Raw genomic sequence first — 18,547 nt, 5'->3', positions numbered from 1 at the left:
TTGGAATATTTTGTAGTTTTCTCAAGGTTTAAAAACTTGACAAGACTTGTTTAGTTTTTATTTGGCATTTGATTCAGCAATCTGACTTCGATGATTTTCGGGGTAAGGGATTTTTCACCTGAATTCAATTTTACTGTCAGAACTTCCTTACGACTTTCAGATTCGGGAATTGGAATTAATAATGATTGTGGAGAGCTGCCTAGTTTTCCGTCGAAATTTTTAGAAATTACCTTGATTCCGTTAATTTCCGCATTCAACGTTCGGTTGGTATTGGCATCAAAATAAAGAAGATAAAGATACTTTACCTTTTTATCTTTGTTTCTCATCTGATAGCTGAACCAACCTTTTGCCTCACGGAAATGGCGGTCCTCCATATAACCGGTATTGGAATCTTTGCTGTTGATGAAATGATCTGATTCCGGTTGTTGCTCACCCAGCTGAACTTTATCTGAAGTGATGCTGTCAAGCTTTCTTATTTCCTCTTCTTCTTTAGCTTTCTGCTTCTGAATCTTTTCAATCTTATCCTGATCTGCCTGGGGAAAATAAATGATGTAGCGCTCTTCGTGAATCTTATAAAATGGAACTAATTCCAGTCCGTTACTGAATTTATTCTGGGGATACAGACCACTCAATCTGAAGGTCAAATCTTTTCCGCTAACTGTTTCCAAATGATTTAAAACCGAAGCTGAAGGGCCTGAAATAGTTGGAATTTCATTTAAAGGAATCTGTGGACCGTGCGCGATATGTCCACCCCTGCTGTCATCGGCGAAAAGTCCATCCTGGTTTTCTTTTCCGTATCTGGCAGCTAAAACGACCGGACCATATTTAAACGCGAAATAATCTGAATGATCGGGAAGCTGCTCTGCGGAAAGATGCATCGGCATTTTCATCTCGACCACATCTCCTTTTTTCCATTTTCTTTTAATACTAAAATACCCTTCAACATTTACAGGCACATTGATGTGTTTACCATTTACTGAAATGTTGATTTGAGAGGCATCTGACCATTCCGGCGCTCTTAATTTTAAATTGATATTTGAGGCTGATACAACATCAAAAATCAGTTTCGTAGATGGTGATTCCGGGAAATTATTTTCCTGTCTCAGAATTATTTTCTTTTCAGACCATTTTAAAACGGAAGGAATAAACAGGTTTACATACAGATCTTCATCAGAATACGCATAGATCATTTCACCATATTTGGCATGGTTCTCCATTCCGGAACCTACGCAACACCAAAAGCTGGTTTCCGGCTGGGAATACACCCTGTAATGACCGGGACGCATCGGTGTAAAATAAACAAAACCGCCTTTTCCGGGATTTTGTGTGGAAAGAATATGATTGTACAGAGCCTTTTCGTAATAATCTACATAAGATGATTTTGGATTGGCTGCGTACAATTCTTTGGAGAGTTTCAGCATATTATAGGTATTGCAGGTTTCGGGACCTTCAATACTTTTAATCATTCCGCTGAAATCACTGATCGGATTGAAATGCTCGCTGACACTGTTTCCTCCGATAACAGCTGATCTTTTCTGCGTAACATTGTTCCAGAAAAAATCGGCGGCATTGCTCCACTCTTTATTGTTTTCCAAATCGGCAATGCGTTTAAATCCAATCACTTTCGGAATCTGTGTATTGGCGTGGATGCCGGTGAGTTTATCTTCGCCATTCAGCAGTGGATTCAGAATCGCAAGATGAGAAAAACGATGGGCAAGCTTTAGATATTTTTCATTTTTTGTAATGTCGTAAACATCAGCAAAAACTTCATTCAGACCACCATGTTCACTTTGGAGCATGTCCTGAATCTGTGCATCGGAAAGTCCGGAAACTTCTTCAGCCATCCAATCCGTGAGCCTGATGAGCATTTGTTTTGCTTTCCGGTTGTCCGCATACCAATAGGCATCACGTAAACCCGAATATATCTTGTGAATGTTATATAAAGGAACCCAACGGTCATTCAAACCGAAAGTTGCTGCCCGGATATTTCCCCCGGCAATTTCCTTCCAGATTTTTTTACCGTTCGGAACTCCCGAAAGATAACCGTCTCCTGAAAGATTCTGACAACGCTCCAGCTCATCAATCATATAATCCAGACGCTGCTTTATTTTTGAATCACCTGTAGAAGCATACATTAATGCCAAAGCGGATACATAATGACCGCCAATATGACCATCCAATCCTGTATTTTCCCAATTGGGATAGTTCTCTTTGTCGGGTTTAAGTCCAGCTTCTTTCTGATAAGGTGCCAGAAGCCGGCCTGCATCCATTGCCAGGATATATTTCTCATCCGTAAGCATCGCCCGGCTGAAAACACTTTCGGACAAATGAACCTTGTTGAGCGGAAAGTAGCTAACATTTTTCTTTACTTGTCCAAAAGCCGTAGTAAAGCCCAGAAGTACTATCAGTGATTTTTTGTTCATTAATAAATGTTATTTCTACATTTCTAAAATAAAAGAAAGTATCCAGATAGCAAACAGTTTTCCCCGTTTAGCAATATGTCCTTTTGAAAACGCATTTTGAAATAAGTAAAAAAACTTTTACAAACCTTTACCTTATCATAAAAAACAAGAATAGACAAACTATAGAATATCAATTAAATAAATGTAATCCTGTCATTATCAAAATACATATCGTGTGTTTATAAAAACCGGAAAAAAATTATATCCGGGCTTATCGTATTTTAATAATAACCCTGAAAAAAAGCAGAGTGAAATACCGGATCAAAATTTTAACATATTTTTAACATTGCATTCATATAAGATTTACCATTATTTCAACAAATAATTCGTTTAAATGATGAAAATAATTCCCCAAAATATTATTTGAAACTTACAAATCATCAAAATGAGTATTAGGAAAAAGATAAAGTGTTTAATATACATTTATTAATTTTTCATATTAAATCTGCATTAAAAGAATTAACTTTGTTTAAAATCATTTTGATGGAAGAAAATTATCTTACTTATCCCAAACATCTTGTCGCAGTAGACTGTATTATCTTTGGTTTTGGTGGAGAAAACCTTAAAATTCTTCTGGTAAAAAGAAACTTCGAGCCCAAAAAGGGAGAATGGTCACTGATGGGAGGATTTGTTGATGATAAAGAAAATTCCGATCAGGCTGCCAATCGTATTCTGAATGCTCTGACCGGACTTGAAAACATCTACCTTGAACAACTGAAAGCTTACACAGAAATTGACCGGGAGCCTACTGCCAGAATTATGTCGATTTCATACTATGCTTTAATCAATATCCAAGACAATATTCAGATCAACGAAAAATACAGTGCGAAATGGTTTGATCTGAAAGACCGTCCCAATCTTATTTTTGATCATAACGCAATGGTAAAAGATGCTGTTTTGAGACTGAGAAGAAGAGCAACGACAAGGCCGATTGGCTTTGAGCTTCTCCCTGAAAAATTCACCATGAAAGACCTTCAGAATCTTTACGAAGCTATTTTTGATGAAAAATATGACAAACGGAATTTTACCAGCAAAATCAATGCTTTGGATGTTCTGGTAAAAACTAATGAAAAAGATATGAACTCATCTAAAAAAGGATCTTTTCTCTACACTTTTGACGAAGAGAAATACAATAAGAAGATCTCGGAAGGCTTTATGTTTAAAATTTAGTCTTAGAAATTTCCGGTAAATTTCACTTTGATTCCCAGTTGAAAATTGGCAATGGTCTTGAAAATTTCGATCAGTGTTACTCTTTCTATTTTAGTAAGTTTACTAATTTCTACATAATTATCAGGGCGCTTTTTATCTATATTGATTTGATTGGCCTGGTTTTTAAGCCGGAGCGCCATCAGATAATAATATGACTGATGCATCTCATTATACTGCTGCTGTGTGAAAATTCCGATTTCCTTTAATTTTTTCATTCTTTCCCCAGTATTTTCAATTTCGAGCTGATTTTCCAACGCGTAGACCCGAACCAGATCTACAATTGGAGACATCGCTGTTTTAATGTCGAAGACTTCTGATTTTCCGATAGTCTGGGTCTTTATTCTTTTAAAAAAGGTCAATGGTGGTTCATACTGCAGTGCATTTTTAGCAATATGGGCAAAAAACAGCTGATTGGGCGAAGCCAGTTTTTCTTTGATAAAAATTTTCAGCTCACGGACAATAGCGTCATCACCGTAAATAAAACGGAAATCAAAAAATGTGGAAAAATTCATCGCACTTTCAGGCAGAGATTTTTCAATCCATTGGGTATAATTTCTTTTCCAGTGAGAAAGAGAATGCGTCCACTTGGGATTGCTCGCCATGAAGCCACCTTTGCAGTATTCAAAACCAATGATATTGAGGTCGTCGGAAACTTTTCTGGCAAAATCCAGGAAATATTCCCTTACCATTTCCCGGTCTTCGTTGGCTTTGTCTTCATAGATAATTCCGTTGTCCTGGTCGGTATTCAGCGTCTGCTCTTTTCTTCCTTCGCTTCCTGTGACAATAAAGGCAAATTTGGCAGGCGGCTTTCCTATCTGTCTGATGACCTTTTCTATCACTTTTCCTGTAATTGTATCTGCAATGGTGGTAATAACCTGACTGGCAATTTCACCATGAACTCCCCTACCCAAAAGCTGATTGATGATATCAGGTACCTGGTTCCATTTTTTGCGGAGCTCTTCCGTATTTTCTGCCTGCTTTACAGACTGGATAAACACCAACGGGCTCTGCGCCTGCTCGCTCAGCAAACGGTTTCTGCTGAGGAAGCCTACATATTCTTCTTTATTTTTTACCAGAAGATATCTTGTTTTGGTTTTAAACATCATCAGAACCGCTTCATACAGGTAAGCATCACTGGAAATACTGACAATTGGATTATCCATTACCTCCAAAATGGCTGTTCTTGAATCCAGGCAGCGGGCAATGACGTTATCCCGTAAAGTAATATCTGTCGCATAACCGATAATCTCGTCACTCTGTGACTTCCTGATAAAAATACAGCTCACTTTGTTGGCTGCCATCATTTTAGCAGCTTCAAAAACGGGTGTGCTTTCTTCACATGACACAATACTTTTGTAAGCGATGCCTTCTATTTTTCTGGAATACAGCTGATCGGCAGCAAAATAACTTTCTTCAAAAGTAGCCGGGGTTTTTACAAAGTGCGAAAACTCCTCATCCAACATTTTTATACCAAAATCTGAAGTGAAATAATGAAAAAAGCTGTCATACGCATTGCATAATTCATAAAACTCCTTTCTGGGTAAGGTGTAAACCACAGTTCCTTTTTTGGCTATCGCAGATTTTAGTGCACGAACCCGGTTCAGAACAACTGAAATTCCGCCGAAACAGTAAGGCGGATAATGTCTGGTCAGACATCTTTTGTTTTCTGCAGCATCAAAAAAGAAAGTTTCGTATTCTCCTGATGAAATAATGTCTACTCCTCTCATTTCAGTCACTTCCTGACGATACACCAATGTATCTTTAGAAAACTCGGTTTTTGTAAACGATTCAGAGATTTCAGCAAGAACCGTTTCAGGCAGAAGATCAAAAGGTTTTGTTACTTTTAATAGCGAAATAATTTTTTCTTCCATAATGATTAAATAGGTGGCATATATTCAGATTAATAAATTATTTCATTTACTTATTGATTTTATCTAAAAATTTCAATTTACTTTCAATTTTGTGATGGATATTCTGAAGTTCATCTTTCGAAATTTCACCACGGGAACGAATCTCAAAGAAGCATTTTGCTGTCATTTCTGCATCAGTCACAGCATCGTGAGAGCGTTCCATCTTTTCATTAAAAAGAAACTCGTAAAGCTGTGGTAGCCGGAAGTAATCTGTTTCAGGATTAAAAGCATAGCCTTTGCTTTTGAGCATTGTACAGTAAAAATAACTTTTTTGAAAAGGATTTTCCAAACCTGCCCTGTAATAATCACAGCTTAGCGTGTGAATATCAAATTCTGTGAAATGTCCGGTTATGAGCGGCTGATATTGCTGTATATCTTGCGAAAGTTTTTCTAAAACCAATTTCCGGTTCTGTCCGTTTTTACTCAAAAACGTTTTGGTAATCCCGTGTACTTTAACCGACTGTGCACTGATTTTTAAATTTTCATCATAAATATAAAAATTCTCCCATTTAATTTTGTTCCCGGCTTCATCGTACAAAATCCATGCAACCTGAACTGCTGATGGCCAGTTGTCTGTTTCAGAATAAGGAAGATTCCAACGTTTCGGAATTCCTGTTGTTTCGGTATCGATAAAAAGGAGATATTTTTTCAAAACTTTATTTAAAATTACAAAATCATCAGACTCTTTAACAAAAATAGGATGCCAATCATGACATCCTATTTATAAATTATTTATTAATTACCAGAATCTCACATAAAGTGCAGTCAGTAAAAGAACTGTTACTACAATCATAACCAATGTTCTGGAATCTACTTTAAACATGGTTGCATCTATAGCGAAAGCTTTAGGATTTACTTTCGGACCTGCCAAACTTATCATCACCATAACAGCAACTGTAATAAAGAATGACCAACCCATATTAATCAGAAACGGAATTTCGGTGATCGTATGAACGACTCCGTTTTCTAATTTTTCATAGGTAAAAGCAGTGTATAGCCAGGTTTCTTTCCCGAAAATATCTACTGCAAAACTGTTGAAGAAAATAGCCAGTAAAAAGCCAAGAAGAACGCCTACCAAAGCTGCCGTTCCTGTTGTTCTTTTCCAGAACATTCCCAAAAGGAACATAGCAAAAACTCCGGGACTGATAAATCCGGTATATTTCTGGATGAATGTGAAACCACCTTCTCCTCCAATTCCCAGGACATCTGTCCATGTAAATGCCAGAGCTACGAACATTGCGATAATGATTGCCCAGCGTCCTGTTCTTACCATCTGGATTTCGGTAGCATCTGCTTTCAGGTATTTTTTATAGATATCCAAAGTAAAAATGGTCGAAATACTGTTTACTTTTCCTGCCAAAGATGCTACAATTGCAGCAGTAAGCGCTGCAACTGCAAGACCTTTCAGCCCTGTTGGCAAGAAGCCTAAAATGGCTGAATAGGCGCCATCTTTTACACCGTTGAAACCTGGCAAATGTCCTTTCGTATATAAAACATAAGCTGCAATTCCCGGAAGCATCACAATAATCGGCATAAATAATTTCAAAAATCCCGCGAACAAAATTCCGGTTCTTGCCGTTTTTAGGTCTGCTCCCAAAGCACGCTGCGTAATGTACTGGTTACATCCCCAATAATTCAGGTTAACAATCCACTGACCAGCAAAGTACATTGCCAATCCAGGTAAAACCACATATTTCTGAACATTCACGTTCTCCGGCATTGCCAGAGTTGTGGTGGTTGTAGTCGGTTTATCAAGAATGAGTTTAAAATGCTGTGGTGCTTCTTTAATTAATGTCTGGAAACCTGCGAAAGCATTTCCTACAGCGGCTCCGTTAATTCTCTGGTCAACAATCTGAAGAGCCATATAAACCGTGGCAAAACCTCCGATAATTAAAACCGCTACCTGAATAACGTCGGTGTACCCGATTACTTTCATTCCTCCCAGACCAATCAGCAAGGCCATGAGCAGTAACCCAATCATAATGATATGAAGATTATCTCCGCCCAGCAATGTATCAATGGCCAAAGCTCCCAGATAAAGAATGGAGGTCAGGTTTACAATCACATACAGAAACAGCCAGAAAACCGCCATAATCAGTGAAACCGATTTGTTGTAACGGGTTTCAAGGAATTGGGGCATCGTATAAATCTTATTTTTAAGGTAAATAGGAATGAACCAGACTGCAATAATAATCAATGCAATGGCTGCAATCCACTCGTAAGCTGCGACAGCAATGCCTACGAAGAATCCTTCACCACTCATTCCTATAAACTGTTCGGCCGAAATATTGGACGCAATCAGGCTGGCACCAATCGCCCACCAGGTAAGTGAACCTTCTGCCAGGAAATAATCTTTACTGCCTGTAGCTGCAGATTTTTTCCTGTTGTAGATCCAAATTCCGTAACCGGCTACCACCACAAAATAAATCAGAAATATGATGATATCAATAGTTGCTAAGTTTCCCATAATTTATTTTTTAACTGAGAATTTATAAATCGTTTTAGTCTGATATTTCTGTCCCGGCTTAAGTTCTGTTGAAGGGAAAGAAGGTTGATTTGGAGAATCCGGAAAATGTTGGGTTTCTAAACAAAAGCCTGTTCGGAATTCATTCTTCCCTCCTGTTTTAGTGTCAAACTTTCCATCAAGAAAATTTCCGGAATAGAACTGAACACCCGGTTCATCCGTAAGAACTTCCATCACTCTTCCTGACTCAGGATGATAGACTTTTGCAATGCTCCTCATTCCGTTTCCATTCAGAATCCAGTTATGGTCGTAACCTTTTCCTTTTTTCAGCTGATCATCATTTGTAACATTGATGTCTTTTCCGATTGGTTTTGAAACCGTGAAATCAAACGGACTTCCCTTTACAGATTTCTGTTCACCTGTTGGAATCAACGTTTCACTGACAGGTAAAAATTTATCTGCATTAATTTGCAGTTCGTGATCAGTAATCGTTTTTGTAAAATTCCCTGAAAGGTTGAAATATGAATGTTGAGTAAGGTTAACAAATGTTGCTTTATCCGTCGTTGCTTCGTAAGAAATCTCCAAAGCATTGTCCTCTGTCAATGTGTAGAATACCGTGGCAGATAATTTTCCCGGATAGCCTCCTTCGCCGTCTGCACTCGTGTAAGCCAGCTTTATAGTTGGAAATTTCGCACCTTTAACAGGTTCAATGTTCCAGAATTTGGTGTGAAAACCCTCTTTTCCACCGTGAAGACTGTTTTGTCCGTCATTTTTATCAATATCATAGGTTTTGCCTTCCAAAGTGAATTTTGCGTTGGCTATTCTATTTCCAAAACGTCCAATCAATGCTCCGAAATAATACGGATTTCCATTGAAATAGTCTTCAGGCTTTGTAAAGCCTAAAACGACATCTTCATAGTGACCATCTTTATCAGGAGCTGTCAATGAGGTGATAATTCCTCCAAAATTGATGACTTCCACTTTCATCCCGTTTTTATTGGTTAAGGTGTATTTTTTAATGGAATCGCCTTTTGCAGTCACTCCATAATCTGAAACCTGTATCTTTTCCATATTTTCTTTTTGAGGCTGATTAATGTTTTCTTTTTTGCTGCATCCGAGAATACATAAAACTGCAACAATAATCAGATTATAGTTTATTATTTTCATAGTTTGAATAGTATTGCAAGATTAACGATAATAAATTTCATTCCAGCGAAGACTGTTCTTAAAATCACGGATTTTTGTATCTTCATCAATAACCAGGGATTCAATTCCTGCAATCTCCGCAAAATCTTCCAACTGCTCTGCACTGATGTTTTCACTATAGCACGTATGATGTGCTCCACCAGCCAGAATCCATGCTTCTGCAGCTGTATACAAATCCGGAAGTGGTTTCCAAAGGACTCTTGCTACAGGAAGTTTTGGTAATTCTTCGGTAATTTCCAATGCTTTTGTTTTATTGATTAACAGTCTGAAATGATTTCCAAAATCCATAAGAGCAGCATTCAGAGAATCAATATTTCCTCTGGAATTGAAAACCAGACGGACAGGATCTGATTTGCCTCCAATTCCCAACGGATGAATTTCGCAGGATGGTTTATCAACCGCTAAAACAGGGTCAACTTCCAGCATATGGGAACCTAAAACTGAAGGATTTACAGGATTGAGATGATAAGTATAGTCTTCCATAAATGCGTTTCCGCCTTCGAGACCTTGTCCCATTGTTTTCATTGCACGGACTAATGCTGTTGTTTTCCAGTCGCCTTCTCCGGCAAAACCGTAGCCTTTTTCCATTAACCTTTGAACAGCAATTCCAGGAAGCTGCTCCAATCCGTGAAGGTCTTCAAAAGTATCTGAAAAACCTTTGAAATTTCCGTCTTTCAGGAACTTTTCCAGTCCTAATTCTATCCTCGCAGCAGTTTCAAGTGATTTTCTGTTGCTTCCTCCCGAAAGCAGAGAATCTGCCATTTTGTAAGAAGCTTCATATTCTTCAATTAAAGTTTTTACTTCACCTTCACCAATAGCATTGACAACGCTCACTAAATCTCCGATTCCCCAGGTATTTACTGAAAATCCGAATTTTGTTTCCGCTTCTACTTTGTCACCATCTGTAACGGCTACATACCTCATATTGTCTCCAAAACGGGCAAATTTCGCTCCCTGCCAATCGTTCCAGCCTGCTGCAACACGGCTCCAGTCTCCGATTTGTTTCTGAACTCTTTCCTCTGCCCAGTGTCCTACAACTACTTTCCTGTTTTTACGAAGACGGCTTACCATAAACCCAAATTCACGGTCACCGTGAGCAGCCTGGTTCAGGTTCATAAAATCCATATCCATTGTAGACCAGGGAATATCCTGATTGAATTGTGTATGTAGATGCAGCATTGGCTTTTGTAAAGCTGTGAGCCCGCGAATCCACATTTTTGCAGGTGAAAATGTGTGCATCCAGGTCACTATTCCAATACAATCTTTTGCAAAATTGGCAGCCGTAAGCGTTTCAAAAATTTCTTCTGTAGTTTTTACGGTTGGCTTCAGAACCACTTTTACAGGAATTGATGAAGATTTATTGAGCGCTTCAACAATTTTTCCTGAGTGTTCAGAAACCTGAGCTAATGTTTCAGGTCCGTATAAATGCTGGCTTCCGGTGATGAACCAGATTTCTTTGGTATTGAGAGGTGTTAACATATAATATAAATGATAATTGATAAATAATTGTTATATATTTTACCATAGGTTTTACCTACGGCTATTGATATTAAACCCTTCGGGTTCTGTTTAAATAATTTGTTTTATTAAACCTTATAGGTTTGCTTTCCGTTAATAAAAAAATTTTCATGACTAATGTCATTTACTGTCCGTAGTAGGCATTTTTTCCGTGTTTTCGTTCGTAATGTTTTTTGATGAGGGAATCTTTCAGCCGAACTGCATTGGGATTGATCTGCCGGGTGAGATAGGCCATTTCCGCAACTGTTTCCAGAACTTTACTGTTATAAACCGCTTTATCAGCATTTTTCCCCCAGGTAAAAGGTCCGTGATTTCCAACGAGTACCATTTCCACTTCTTCGTAAGACAATTTTTTTTCTCTGAAACAATCGAGAATCTGGATTCCGGTATTGTATTCGTAATTTCCCTCGATCAAATCATCGTGCATTGGCGGTGCACAGGGAATATCTGCCGTTAAATGATCTGCATGTGTGGTTCCGAAAATCGGAATATCCAGCTGTGCCTGAGCCCAGGCTACCGAATAGATCGCGTGAGTATGAGAAATTCCGCCAATGCTTTCCCAGTTTTGGTAGAGGTAAGCATGGGTTTTGGTATCGGATGACGGCCTTAATTTTCCTTCCACCACATTGGCATCGTAATCTAAAATTACAATGTCTTCAGGCTTTAGAATCTCATAAGGAACACCGCTTGGTTTGATCGCAAAAATTCCTTTTTCACGGTCAACGGCACTTACATTTCCGAAGGTATAAACGACTAGCTTCAAAGCATCCAACTGCATATTGGCTTCGTAACACTCTCTCTGAAGTTCTTTATAGATGCTCATTTTATTTTTATTAAATGATTAAATAATTTAAAAATTACAGGTCTTTGTTTCGGGCTAAAGCCCATTCCTATTGATTTCCGTCAGCCTTGTCAAGGTTTTGAACCTTGATAAGGTTGTCCTGTTGAATTACCCCTTATTTATTTTTATTTGAATCGATGAATCTAGTTCCTCGTTTCACGCAGTGCACTCATAATCCGGGTTGAAAATTTTTATCAACTATACACTGCCAGCGATCACCTTCTTTTTTGATTTCATATTGTTTTCAGTAAAGTCGGCGAGAATCTGATACTGGTTCATTAATTCTGCATACTTTTCAACCTGATCTGCCTGAGGAAAATATTCAGCTTCGAAATCGGAGCCCATTTTACGGCTTGCTTCCTGAACAGTCGGATAAATACCTGCCGAAACTGCCGCATAAATCGCTGCTCCCAAAGCCGGAGCCTGATCAGATGCCGCCACGACGATCGGCATATTCAGAACATTTGCCAATGTCTGCATAATAAACGGGGATTTTCTGGCAACGCCACCAATTCCGATTACTTTATTGATTTTAACGCCTTCTTCTTCGAAACGGTCGACAATTTTTTTGGATCCGAAACAAATGGCATTAACCAAAGCCTTGAAAATATGAGGTGCTTTTGTTCCCAAAGAGAGCCCGGAAATTGCTGATTTCAACTGCTGATCCGCATCTGGTGTTCTTCTTCCGTTGATCCAATCCAGGGCAACAGGAATTGTTTCGGAAAGTGGAATTTTTTCAGCTTCCAAAGTAAGATTGCGGATGAGATTATTTTCTATTTCTTCTTTTAAGCGCTGCTTTTGATCTTCATCGATACTATCGGAATCCATAAGCACATTATGAATTGGCCAAGTGAGAATGTCTTTATACCATGCCAAAAGATCTCCGAATGCGGACTGACCGGCTTCCAGACCAATCAGTCCTGGAATAACAGAACCGTTCACCTGTCCGCAAATACCTTTTACGGTTTTATCCCGGATGATTTCGTTGGGTGCAACCATAATATCACAGGTGGACGTGCCCATAATCCTAATGAGGGTGTTCTCTTCAACTTTTGCACCGACGGCTCCTGAATGGGCATCGAAAGTTCCTACAGCAATCACAGTATTGGTTGTCAGTCCCAGCTTAGCCGCCCATTCTTCGTTTAAACTGCCTGCAATCTCATCGGAAGTATAGGTTTTATCATATAATCTGTCCCGAAGCTCAGCTAAAGACGGATCCAGCTGCCCAAGGAAATCCTTAGACGGAAGTCCGTTCCATGACTCGTGCCACATTGCTTTATGACCCGCTGCGCAACGACTTCTTTTGAATGTTGCCAGATCCTGATGATCGGAAAGTAGAAAAGTGATGTAATCACAGTGTTCCATCCAGCTGTAAGCGGAATTTTTCACTTTCTCATCCTGTCTGTTGATATGTAGAATTTTTGCCCAAAACCATTCGGAAGAGTAAATTCCGCCCTCGAATCTGGTGTAATCTTCGCCGCCCCAGTTTCTTGCCAAATGATTAATTTCTTCAGCCTCATGAATAGAGGTATGATCTTTCCATAAAACCATCATTGCATTGGGATTTTCTTCAAATCCGGGTATTAAAGCCAGTGCTATTCCTTCTTTGTTTACAGGAAGTGGTGATGAACCTGTAGTATCAATGCAGATGCTTACAACAGTTTCCGGTGCCACTCCGCTTTCTTTTACTACATTAGAAATGGTTTGTTCCAAACCTTCAATATGGTCTAAAGGATGTTGGCGAAACTGATTTTTTTCCGGCAAACAGAATTTTCCCTGCTTCCATCGTTGATAGTAGCTGACTGATGTAGACAGTTCTGCACCGTTTTCTGTATCAATCAGTACAGCACGAACGGAATCTGTACCATAATCCAGTCCGATAACATATTTCTTCATTTATATAATGAGTTAAGTTTTTAACAATATTTTGATAGACCCCTTCGACAAGCTCTGGGTGAGATTTCTAATGCTAAATGTTTAAGCTTAGGTTTAATTTGATGACTAAAAAGAATCATTTTTAATTAAGCCTTAATAAATCCATTACATTTCTGTTCTTGAGATAAAACAAATATAAGATTCTATTTTAAATAAATGTATAAAATACACTTAATTTTATTTTTTATTTCTATGTTCGTATCTGAGGCTTATTTAATCTTTAAAACAACCAGCGAATAGGCAGGAATTTCCATTGAAAATATCCCTTTTTTTATGACTGAATTATCTTCAACAGGCTGTATATTTTCTGTTTTAAAATTATTCTCGGCAGAAAGTGTAGGAGCTTTTAAGACCGTTTTTGTCAGTTTTTGTCCCAGTTTTATATTTTTAGGATTAATTTCTATTAATGCTGTCTTGCCGTCTGTATTGACAATTTTAATGATCACCTCATTATTTTTACTGTCTTTTACTGCAGTTGCATAGAGTTTATCCTGTCCACTGACCGGGGTCTTATTGTGGTAAATCTTCAGTAAATCAGTCCCTTTATTATTCGAAAATAACTTCTGAACATAATAATTGGGAGTTGCGTATGACTGCAGATTATTGAACCAAATCAAATCCGGAGTCCATTGCCAGCCATCGGCATGTGCAAAAAGTGGCGCATAAGAAGTCATGGTTACCACATCTGCATTTCTTTCCAGCCCTGTCATAAAAGCGGCTTCCGAAAGTGCCGATTCCCAGTTATTTTTATTGTCCGGACTTACTGTTTTTACCGACTGAACTGCATATTCACCTGCAAAAACTTTAGGCCCGTTTCTATCATATTTATCGTATCTCGCAGCATTTTCCTGAAACCATTTTGCTGAATTGTAATAATGCTCATCGACAATCTGTGCATTGAACTTTTTAAGCTCTTTCCAGCCGTATTCGAAAAATTCTCCATCAGGCAATGGTCCGCTTCCGGAAATGATTGTAATATCGGGGTATTTTGAATGAATGGCTTTTTCAAAAATTTTGTACCGTTCGATATAGTCTTCACCCCACTGTTCGTTTCCGACGCCAATATATTTCATATTAAAAGCCTTGGGATGTCCCATTTCTGAACGTATTTTTCCCCATTTCGTATTGACATCACCGTTGGCAAATTCAATTAAATCCAAAGCATCCTGAACAAAAGGGTTTAATTCTTCAAGGTTTACCAGCTCACCTGTGTTAAACTGGCAGGCCATTCCACAGCTAAGAATCGGTAAAGGCTCGGCTCCCAAATCTTCGGAAAGCTGGAAATATTCATAAAAACCTAATCCGAACGATTGGTAATAATCGGGAGTCAGGCGATGCGGGAAACCTGAACTCCATTTGTTGATGAGATATTCTCTGTCTGCTACATTTCCCAATGTTTTTTTCCATTGATACCTTTCAGCAAGTGTTCTGCCTTCCACAATGCAACCTCCCGGAAAACGCAGAAATCCAGGCTGTAAATCGTATAATTTCTGAACTAAATCTTTTCTTAAGCCACCTTTTCTTCCTTTCCAGGTATTTTGCGGGAAGAGGGAAATCATATCCATATTTATAACGCCGTTTCCTGTAAAAGTGATCTGCAGTTTTGCTTTTTCTACCGTTCCTAAAGGAGAAAAAACAGCCGAATATTTGTGCCATCCTTTTCCTTTGATGATTATCGGAACTGTAGAAATTACCACTCCTTTTTCGTCAACCAAGCTTGCATTGATAGCAGAAATATTTCCAGATACATTTTCTAAATCAAAGATGAAATCATATTTAGCATCTTTATGAAGTCCGATTCCCCGGAAGCCTTCATTTTCCAATATGTACTTTTTATCGTTGTGAACGGTAATTCTTGCGTAGTTTTTATTGGTTTTGGAATGATCAGAATAAATGGTCAAAAACCCGGAATCCAGATTATGAGAAAGGGTTTGTGTATTTTGCTGTTTCCAGCCCGTCAAGGGTTCATCGAATTCAAAGCTTCGGTTTTTGATTAATTCGGCATAAATACCGCCATCGGCTGCAAAATTGATATCTTCAAAGAAAATCCCATACATTGTCGGCTGGATTTTAATGTTGGTAGGAGTTCCATCAAGATCTAAAGTAAATTTTGAGTTTTGCGCTGATGAAAATGCAACGCAACTTGAAAGAAGAATGGTAAAAATTTTATTTTTTGTTTTCATTGATACTATTTTTGATTGTCCAGATAAACATTTCAATTACAGTCAGTGTGGCATCTATAATCGTGAACTTTTAAATTGAATGTATTATTCTTCTATTTATTGATAAACCTTAGGTTTTAAAAATTTATAAGGTTTCCTACATTGAGAATAGTTTACTTGACTTTCAACTGAATACTTTTTAAATCTGAGTTTTTTGAAGTTCCTCCGTAGAAAATGGTATAATCTCCTGATTTTGAAACTAGATCATCAGCTTTTTCATCATAAAATTTAAAAGATTCTTCAGAGATGTTTAGCTGGATGTTTTTTGTTTCTTTAGATTTAATCAATTTTTTTTCAAAAGCTCTCAGCGTTTTTACGGGCGCTAAAGGATCATTATTTCTTTTGACATACACCTGCACCACTTCTTCGCCATCTCTTTCTGAAGTATTGGTAACCGGAATTGTTATCGTGATTTTCTCATTAGAATTGATGCTGTTTTTGCTCAATTTAGCATTGCCATAGGCAAATTTTGAATAGCTTAAACCATGACCAAATGCATATAAAGGATCTTCGGTCATATAGCGATAGGTTCTGCCTTTCATATCATAATTCTCAAAACCCTGATGCTTACTCGTTGTCGAAAGTGCATTATCCAATTGCTCAAGATTCCTGTAAAAAGTAATTGGTAATTTTCCGGAAGGGTTGTAATCTCCCGCTAAAACATCGGCAACAGCGGTTCCGCTGGATTGACCGCCGTACCAGGCATTCAGCAGAGCGTCATAATTTTTTTCATCCTGCTCCAAACCAAGCGCACTTCCCGTGCACAGTACGAACACAACAGGTTTTCCTGTTTTTCTTAATTCTGCTAACAGTTCACGCTGAACTTTCGGAAGCTCTATTGAAGTTTTATCACCACCTTTAAAACCTTCTGCATTAACCATCATTTCTTCTCCTTCAAGGCTCGGGGACAATCCGCCGACAAAAACAATTACCTCAGCGTCTTTTACTTTTTCTTTTACTGAATTAAAATTCACCGGATCTTTTCGGTACACTTCGAAATCAATGCTTACATATTTTCCTTTCTGGCTGTGTCGAAACTCTATCTGATACTCCTTCCCTTTCTCCATTTTCACCGGAAATTCAGAAGGATGTCTTGCATCCGGCCCTTTTCTGGTAGCGATCTCTTTACCGTCAATCAAAAGCGTGTACATATCCGATGTTGCGGCAGAAAATATCACTTCACCAGAATAACTGCTTTTAAAAACACCTGATATTTTTGCTGAAGTATTCTCTCTGGCCACTCCCGGCGCAAGTTGAGTCCCCCCAAAACTGCTGTAGGTAATCCTCGTTGTATTGACCGAAGTATTGACCGGTTTTTCTTTGAATTCATTATTATTAAAAAATTCAACCTTCATTCCCTTCTCACCGTTTTTCTGACTTACAAAATTCTGATAGAGAGATGTTCTGGATGATGGATCTGCCACCTCGGTTCCTTTTTCGTAAATGATTTCAGCATTTGGAAATTTTGTTTTAATTCCGTCTAAAATCGTCACCGTTGAAGAAGGTGTTCCGTTGTAATTTCCCAGTTGCATAATTCCGTCGTCGGCATTAGGACCTACAACGGCAATTTTTTTTATATTTTTATTTAAAGGCAGAACATTTTTCTCATTTTTCATCAGTACAATAGATTTTTGAGCCATTTTCAATGCCTGTCCTTTATGTTCTTTAGAATCTACCGTAGAATAAGGAATATTGTTCCAGTGAACAGACGATTTGGGATCAAGCATCCCTAATTCAAACCACCCTTTGAGGATTCTACGCATCGAAATGTCGAGGTCTTTTTCGGTAATTAATCCGCTTGCCAGGGATTTGTTAAGATTATTGTAAGTATCTCCACATTCCAAATCTGTTGAATGTTTTAATGCATCTGCAGCGGTTGTTTTTTCGTCAGGATGTGTTCCGTGGTATTTTTCCTGATAGAAATCGGCCAAAGCCCAACAATCTGAAACCACCATTCCGTCGTATTTCCATTTACCACGAAGAATTTCATTAAGCAACGTATTGTTGGCACAACAAGGCTGGCCGTCAAAAGCATTATAGGCACACATCACTTCTCTCACATTTCCTTCCAAAACCAGTGCTTTAAAAGCCGGAAGATAGGTTTCATAAAGATCTCTCTTGGAAATTTCAGCATTATAGGAATGCCGGTTCCATTCCGGACCGCTGTGAACGGCAAAATGCTTGGCACAGGCGTGGGTTTTAAAATATTTCGGATCATTGCCCTGCAGGCCTTTTACGGCAGCAACTCCCAAAACAGAAGTTAAGTAAGGATCTTCCCCATACGTTTCCTGGCCTCTTCCCCATCTAGGATCTCTGAAAATATTAATGTTGGGAGTCCAAAAAGTAAGACCTTCATAACGTCCGGTTTTATGAGCTTCATCGAAAGATTTATTGTATTTTGCCCTGGCTTCGTCAGAAATCATTTCAAAAGTTTTGAAATGTTCTGAAACATCCCATGTTGCCGCCATACCAATTGCCTGTGGGAAAACAGTAGCCGTTCCTGCTCTGGCAACACCGTGAAGCGCCTCGTTCCACCAACCGTAAGCCGGAATTTCAAGTCTTAGGACAGCCCTGGAATTATCCATCATCATTCCAATCTTTTCGTCAACCGTTAATAATCCTAAAAGATTTTCAATCCTTTGCTCAACCGGAAGACCAGGGTTTTGAAATGGATATTTGAAATTCTGAGCATAACTAAAGGTACAGACTACAACTGACAGGGTTAATAAAATTTTGTTCATATGGTTAATTTTAAAGCAGTCTTCTGTTAAAACATTTTG

General features: G+C 38.4%; 11 protein-coding genes. 1 reads left to right on the top strand and 10 read right to left on the bottom strand.

Annotated elements, in window-relative coordinates; translation table 11 throughout:
* Nucleotides 1-50: 50 nt before the first annotated feature.
* Nucleotides 51-2,423 (bottom strand): beta-L-arabinofuranosidase domain-containing protein, encoded by a 2,373-nt coding sequence (locus tag ACTJIV_RS12140; protein WP_440627764.1) that lies wholly within the window; start codon nt 2,421-2,423, stop codon nt 51-53.
* Between the two features lie 522 nt (nt 2,424-2,945).
* Between ACTJIV_RS12140 and ACTJIV_RS12135 the strand changes: the two genes are divergently transcribed.
* The gene (locus ACTJIV_RS12135) at nt 2,946-3,632 is read left to right on the top strand and encodes an NUDIX hydrolase (RefSeq protein WP_440627762.1); all 687 of its coding nucleotides are present in this window, start codon (nt 2,946-2,948) and stop codon (nt 3,630-3,632) included.
* A 2-nt stretch (nt 3,633-3,634) separates the two neighbouring features.
* Here the strand turns inward: ACTJIV_RS12135 and ACTJIV_RS12130 are convergent, their stop codons facing one another.
* The 9 genes from ACTJIV_RS12130 to ACTJIV_RS12090 all read right to left on the bottom strand — a co-directional run bounded on the left by ACTJIV_RS12130 (nt 3,635) and on the right by ACTJIV_RS12090 (nt 18,508).
* Nucleotides 3,635-5,542 carry a DUF294 nucleotidyltransferase-like domain-containing protein gene (locus ACTJIV_RS12130; RefSeq protein ID WP_440627760.1) on the bottom strand — a complete coding sequence of 636 codons (1,908 nt, stop codon included), beginning with the start codon at nt 5,540-5,542 and terminating at the stop codon, nt 3,635-3,637.
* Nucleotides 5,543-5,588: 46 nt separating this feature from the next.
* Nucleotides 5,589-6,233, bottom strand: coding sequence for a 3'-5' exonuclease (locus ACTJIV_RS12125; RefSeq protein ID WP_440627758.1), 645 nt, complete (start codon nt 6,231-6,233; stop codon nt 5,589-5,591).
* Between the two features lie 87 nt (nt 6,234-6,320).
* Nucleotides 6,321-8,048: a sodium:solute symporter family transporter gene (locus ACTJIV_RS12120; protein ID WP_440627756.1), complete on the bottom strand. Its 1,728-nt coding sequence runs from the start codon at nt 8,046-8,048 to the stop codon at nt 6,321-6,323.
* 3 nt (nt 8,049-8,051) lie between these two features.
* Entirely contained in the window at nt 8,052-9,212 is a 1,161-nt protein-coding gene (locus ACTJIV_RS12115) for an aldose epimerase family protein (RefSeq protein ID WP_440627754.1), read from the bottom strand.
* Nucleotides 9,213-9,233: 21 nt separating this feature from the next.
* Entirely contained in the window at nt 9,234-10,730 is a 1,497-nt protein-coding gene (araA, locus tag ACTJIV_RS12110) for an L-arabinose isomerase (RefSeq protein ID WP_440627752.1), read from the bottom strand.
* A 163-nt stretch (nt 10,731-10,893) separates the two neighbouring features.
* Complete coding sequence (locus ACTJIV_RS12105; RefSeq protein ID WP_440627750.1) at nt 10,894-11,592, bottom strand: L-ribulose-5-phosphate 4-epimerase; 699 nt, start codon at nt 11,590-11,592, stop codon at nt 10,894-10,896.
* A 216-nt stretch (nt 11,593-11,808) separates the two neighbouring features.
* Nucleotides 11,809-13,506, bottom strand: coding sequence for a ribulokinase (locus tag ACTJIV_RS12100; protein WP_440627748.1), 1,698 nt, complete (start codon nt 13,504-13,506; stop codon nt 11,809-11,811).
* Between the two features lie 248 nt (nt 13,507-13,754).
* Nucleotides 13,755-15,728, bottom strand: coding sequence for an alpha-L-arabinofuranosidase C-terminal domain-containing protein (locus ACTJIV_RS12095; RefSeq protein WP_440627746.1), 1,974 nt, complete (start codon nt 15,726-15,728; stop codon nt 13,755-13,757).
* Between the two features lie 152 nt (nt 15,729-15,880).
* A complete protein-coding gene (locus tag ACTJIV_RS12090; RefSeq protein ID WP_440627744.1) occupies nt 15,881-18,508 on the bottom strand; it encodes a glycoside hydrolase family 3 C-terminal domain-containing protein in 2,628 nt (875 codons plus the stop codon).
* Nucleotides 18,509-18,547 lie beyond the last annotated feature (39 nt).

The sequence above is a fragment of the Chryseobacterium sp. 22532 genome (genome assembly GCF_052044665.1).
Classification (GTDB): Bacteria; Bacteroidota; Bacteroidia; order Flavobacteriales; family Weeksellaceae; genus Chryseobacterium; species Chryseobacterium lathyri.
Note: the sequence above shows the minus strand (reverse complement) of the source record. Positions and strands in the feature narration are given on the sequence as shown.